This window comes from Frankia sp. AiPs1 (assembly GCF_023716945.1).
Taxonomy (GTDB): Bacteria; Actinomycetota; Actinomycetes; order Frankiales; family Frankiaceae; genus Frankia.
Map to the genome: position 1 here is coordinate 1 of NZ_JAMQQF010000453.1, position 4,953 is coordinate 4,953.

A 4,953-nucleotide genomic window follows, 5' to 3' on the forward strand; every position below is an offset into this window, starting at 1 on the left:
GGCCGGGTCGGTCGGTGGTCGGCGGACGCCCGGTGGACGGTCCGCGGGGCGGGTGCGGGCCGGTCTGAGGGCGGGTCCCCGCGGGGCGGATCGCCGTCGATCGCCCGGCCGGTCGCCCTGGCCGACCGCAGCAGGAGGCGATGGCCCTATGTTGTGCTCATGCGCACGTCGCCTGCGGTTCCCGGAGACGACCGGGACACCGCGGCTCGTGTGACCGTCTATCGGAAGGGGGATGCGTGGCTGATCCATTGGGTGGCGCCGGGCGCCTACCGGCTGTGTTCATGACACCTGGAACGTCGTCGTTCACCGATTTCCTGTCGCAGTCGGCGCCGCACCTGCTGCCGGGGGCGCGGGGTGGCCTGCCGGGGCCGGTCACCGAGGTGGCGCACGGCACGACGATCGTGGCGGTGACGTTCCCCGGTGGTGTGATCATGGCCGGTGACCGTCGGGCGACGCAGGGGCACATGATCGCCCAGCGGGACGTCGAGAAGGTGCACCACGCCGACGACTTCTCCTGCGTGGGCTACGCCGGCACGGCCGGGGTCGGCGCGGAGCTGATCCGGCTGTTCCAGGTGGAGCTGGAGCACTACGAGAAGATCGAGGGCGCGACCCTGAGCCTGGACGCCAAGGCCAACCGGCTGGCGGCCATGGTCAAGGGCAACCTGCCGATGGCCCTGCAGGGCCTCGCGGTCGTCCCCCTGTTCGCCGGCTACGACCCGGACATGGACGCGGGCCGGATCTTCTCCTACGACATCGCCGCGGCGAAGTCGGAGGAGCGGACGTACGAGTCCATCGGCTCCGGCTCGGTGTTCGCGAAGGGCTCGCTGAAGAAGCGTTTCCGGGCGGATCTGACCCAGGCCGACGCGGCGCGGATCGCCGTCGAGGCGCTCTACGACGCCGCCGACGACGACTCGGCGACGGGCGGTCCGGACACGATCCGCCGGCTGTATCCGATCGTCGCCGCGGTCACGTCCGACGGGTACCGCCGCTACGGCGACGATGAGGTAGAACCCGTGGTGACGGCCATCATCGCGGACCGTTCCACGAGCGCGGGAGGCTGACGTGACCATGCCGTTCGGATACGCGAGCCCCGAACAGCAGGTCCGCGACAAGTCCGAGTACGCGCGCAAGGGCATCGCGCGCGGGCGCAGCGTCGTCGTCATCACCTACGCGGACGGGATCCTGTTCGTCGCCGAGAACCCCTCGGCGACCCTCCACAAGATCAGCGAAATCTACGATCGCATCGCGTTCGCCGCCGTGGGCAAGTACAACGAGTTCGAGAACCTGCGCACGGCCGGCATCCGCCTGATGGACTCCCGCGGCTACATGTACGACCGGCGCGACGTGACCAGCCGCGCCCTCGCCAACGCCTACGCGCAGACCCTCGGTGCGATCTTCACCGAGAGCGTGAAGCCCTACGAGGTCGAGATCGTGGTGGCCGAGGTCGGCCGCAGCAGCGACGACGATCAGATCTACCGGCTGACGTTCGACGGGTCGATCGCCGACGAGAGAGGATTCGTCGCGATCGGCGGTGCCTCCGATCAGGTCACGACCTCGCTGAAGGAGCACCACCGTGACGGCCAGCCCCTCGCCGAGGCTCTGCGGGTCGCGGTGCAGGCGCTGACCGTCAGCGTCCCGCCGGGGCTTCCGCAGAATGGCGAGCGGGTGCTCACCGAGGCCAATCTGGAGGTCGGGATGCTCGACCGGACCCGCGCCCGTCGGCAGTTCAGGCGCATCGCCGGCACCGCGCTGGCCGAGCTGCTCGCCCAGACCGCCACCGCCTCCTGACCGGCCGCGCTCCCGACAGGCCGCGTCGGCCGGTCCGATCGGTGCCCCTGCGGCGACCGTCGGACCGGCCGGACGGCGGGTCGGCGCCGGCTACGTGCCCGGCGGGGGAGCAGGTGCCCGGCGGGGGTGGTCTCGCAGCGCGGGTGACGTCCTAGCGCGGCTGACGTCCTAGCGCGGGCGGACCTGCTCGTCGAGGAAGGCCAGCGCGCGAGACCAGGCGTCCGCCGCGGCGACCGGGCGGTACACCGCCTCCCGGTCGTCGCTGTGGAAGGCGTGCCCCGCGCCCGGGTAGCTGACGAGTTCCGTCGGCGCACCGCTGCGGGAGGCCGCGGCCCGCAGCGCGGCGATCTCGTCCCTGCTGATCAGTTCGTCCTCCTCGCCGTAGAGGCCGAGCCACGGCACCCGCAGCGCGGGGGCCGCCTCCACCAGCGACGGCAGGCCCGCCCAGTACGGCGTGCTCACCCCGCCGCCGTAGAACGACACCGCCGCGGCCAGCGGATGGCGGGTGGCGGTGTGCAGCGCGACGGTGCCACCCATGCAGAACCCGACGATCGCGCTCTGCCCGGCGTCGAAGCCGGAGTCGGTGAGGTGGGCGAGCGCCGCGTCGACGTCGGCCTCGATGCCCGTCCCCGTCAGCGCCTCCATCGCCGGGATCGCCCCCGGCCAGCCGCCGGCCGGATCGACCTCGTCGCGTCCGTCCCGGTGGTAAAGGTGCGGAGCCACGGTCAGCCAACCGGCTCCGGCCAACCGGTCGCACACGGACACCAGGTACGGCGTGATGCCGCGGGCGTCCTGCACGACGACCACGCCACCCCGGGGCGGATCGTCCGCCGCGGGGGCCACGATCGTCAGCGGGACCGAATCCCGCCGGGTGACCTCCGCCCGCAGGTGGCTCTTCAGGGCGCCGTTGCGGAGCGCCCGGCTGGACGTCGCGTCGTTCGTTCCGGTTGTCATGGCGACCATCCTTCCCCGTCGCGGCCTTCGTGACCGCATGGCCCGCGTCAGACGTGCCACCGTCGCGGCAGGGGCACGTGGGCGGCGTCGCGTCGACCTTCACGGGTGGCCCACCGCGGAGCCCGCGTGCCTGCCACCGGGGGCCGCCGGACGGCGCCGGGAACCGCCGGGCGACGGCGGATTCGTCGCGACACGCCGTGCCGCGACACGCCGCCGGACAGGCCGCGACACCGTGAAGGCGTCACGCTACTCCCCGTAGCGTCCAGGCGGACTCCGCCGGACGGAGGGGAGGATGCGGTGAGCAGACCGCTGCCGAACAGGACGGCGAGTGCGCGCGCGACGGCGGACTCGCGGGGCACGGCGGGCGCGGCGCGGGCCGGCGTGATCGGGACAGCGGTCCCGTGGTGACCGGCGGCAGGCACCGGGAGGGCGACCACAGCCCCCTGCCCGGACAACGTCACCAACCCGGCCCGCAGGCGGATGGCGCCGCCGGACCGAACGCCGAGCCGGACGTCCAGGGCGAGCCGGCCGGCCTTCGTGGTTCCGACGGCCAGCACGGTCCCGACGGGCTTCGCAGTCCCGACGGCCTGCACGGTCCCGACGGTCTTCGTGGTCCTGACGGTCTTCGTGGTCCCGACGGTCAGCGGGGTCCGGCCGGGGGCGAATCCGCCGTCGGCCGGCACGCCCATCCCGGTTACCCGCCGCACGACCACGGGCCGGGCGACCTCGGCTCGCCGTACGCCCGACCGGCGTACGGCCACCGCCATGCCGACGACGGCGGCGTGCTCCCGACCCCGGACGACGGCCTCCCTGCCAGCGGCCCTCCACGGGGCGCGCCCTCGGCCGCGGGCGCTGGTTCGGCCGGGCTGGCTGGTTCGGCCGGGCTGGCTGGTTCGTCGGGGGTGCCAGGTCCGTCGGGGGTGCCAGGTTCGGTCGGCGTCCCTGGTTCGGTCGGCGTCCCTGGATCGGGGGAGACGATCGCCGGTGCGGGCGCGGTGCCCGTCGGTCTCGTTCCCGGCGCCCATCGTGACGCGGCGGCAGGCGGGGGGAGGCTGGGAGCCCCGGCGCAGCAGCGCCCCGGACGTGACCCGCTCGGCCTGCGGGTGGTGCGGCGGGCCGCTGCCGTCACGGTCGGGATGGCCGTGCTGATGGGGATTCTCGTCTGGCTCTACGGGACGTCGGTGACCAGCCTGCGCCCACGGGACCTGCCGATCCTCACCGTGGGTCCGGCGCCCGCGGCGACCGCGCTCGCCGATCAGATCAGCCGGGTCGAACCCGGCGCGCTCACCGTGCACACGGTGCCGACCGTCGCCGCGGCCGATCAGGCTCTGCGCGACCGCGACGCCTACGCCGCGATCGTCATCGGCAATGACGGACTGACGCTGCGGGTCGCCTCGGCGGCCAGTCCCGCGGTGACCGAGGCGATCACCCGGGGCATCCGGGTGTTCATGCCCGGGCTGGAGATCCCGGTTGTCGACGTGGTCGCGAACGCGCCCCGGGATCTGGCCGGCGGGGGACTGGCCGCCGGGTACCTGCCGCTCGTGCTCGTCATCGCCGCCGCGGGAGTGCTACTGACCCGGCTGGTCCGCTCCCGCGCGGTCCGGCTGGCCGGCATCGCCGTGCTCGCGGTGCTCTGCGGGTTCGCCGGGACGGTGGCGCTGCAGGGCGCGCTGGACGTCCTGCCGGGCTCCTTCCTGACGACGATGGCGGTGCTGACCCTGCTGGCCCTGGCGGTCGCCGGGCCGATCGTGGGAGTCGGCGCGGTGGCGGGGACGCCGGGCCTGGTCGGTGCCGTCCTGGTGACGGTCGTGGGCGCCGCGCTGTCGGCGGTGCAGTCCGCGCCGGAGATGCTGCCCCGCCCGTGGGGGGACATCGGCCAGTTCGCCCCGCCCGGAGCGGGGGCGACCCTGCTGCGCTCCACCAGCTATTTCGAGGGCGCGGCCGGTGGTCGGCCGGTGGTCGTGCTGGCCGTCTGGCTCGCGGTCGGCCTCTGGCTGTCCTTCGTGGGGGAGCGCGGCGGCGCCGCGTCGCTGTATCCGGGCGGCCGCGAAACCCCCCGGTCGGGCCAGTGGCCGCAACGACAGCGGGCCGGCACCACCGCGGCAGGCACAACTGAGACGGGCATGGCGCCGGCGGGCGGGGCCACGATCCCGGCAGGAGCAGGAGCAGGAGCCGCGGCTGGTTCGGGCTCGGGCGCGCCGAGCCCTGCGG

The 4,953-nt window shown here is 74.3% G+C and carries 4 protein-coding genes; 3 read left to right on the forward strand and 1 reads right to left on the reverse strand.

All coding sequences use genetic code 11. The features are described from left to right. Nucleotides 1–236: 236 nt before the first annotated feature. Together prcB and prcA are read left to right on the forward strand one after the other, a co-directional pair. Nucleotides 237–1,061: a proteasome subunit beta gene (gene prcB, locus ND748_RS25075; RefSeq protein WP_251748475.1), complete on the forward strand. Its 825-nt coding sequence runs from the start codon at nucleotides 237–239 to the stop codon at nucleotides 1,059–1,061. Between the two features lies 1 nt (nucleotide 1,062). Next, complete coding sequence (prcA, locus tag ND748_RS25080; RefSeq protein WP_251748476.1) at nucleotides 1,063–1,788, forward strand: proteasome subunit alpha; 726 nt, start codon at nucleotides 1,063–1,065, stop codon at nucleotides 1,786–1,788. Between the two features lie 168 nt (nucleotides 1,789–1,956). Here the strand turns inward: prcA and ND748_RS25085 are convergent, their stop codons facing one another. Further along, nucleotides 1,957–2,742, reverse strand: a complete 786-nt coding sequence (locus tag ND748_RS25085) for a dienelactone hydrolase family protein (RefSeq protein WP_251748477.1) — start codon at nucleotides 2,740–2,742, stop codon at nucleotides 1,957–1,959. 404 nt (nucleotides 2,743–3,146) lie between these two features. On the opposite strand from ND748_RS25085, the gene ND748_RS25090 reads away from it, so the two are divergent. Further along, nucleotides 3,147–4,953 (forward strand): hypothetical protein (locus ND748_RS25090; RefSeq protein ID WP_251748479.1); only part of this gene is annotated, 1,807 nt, incomplete at its 3' end.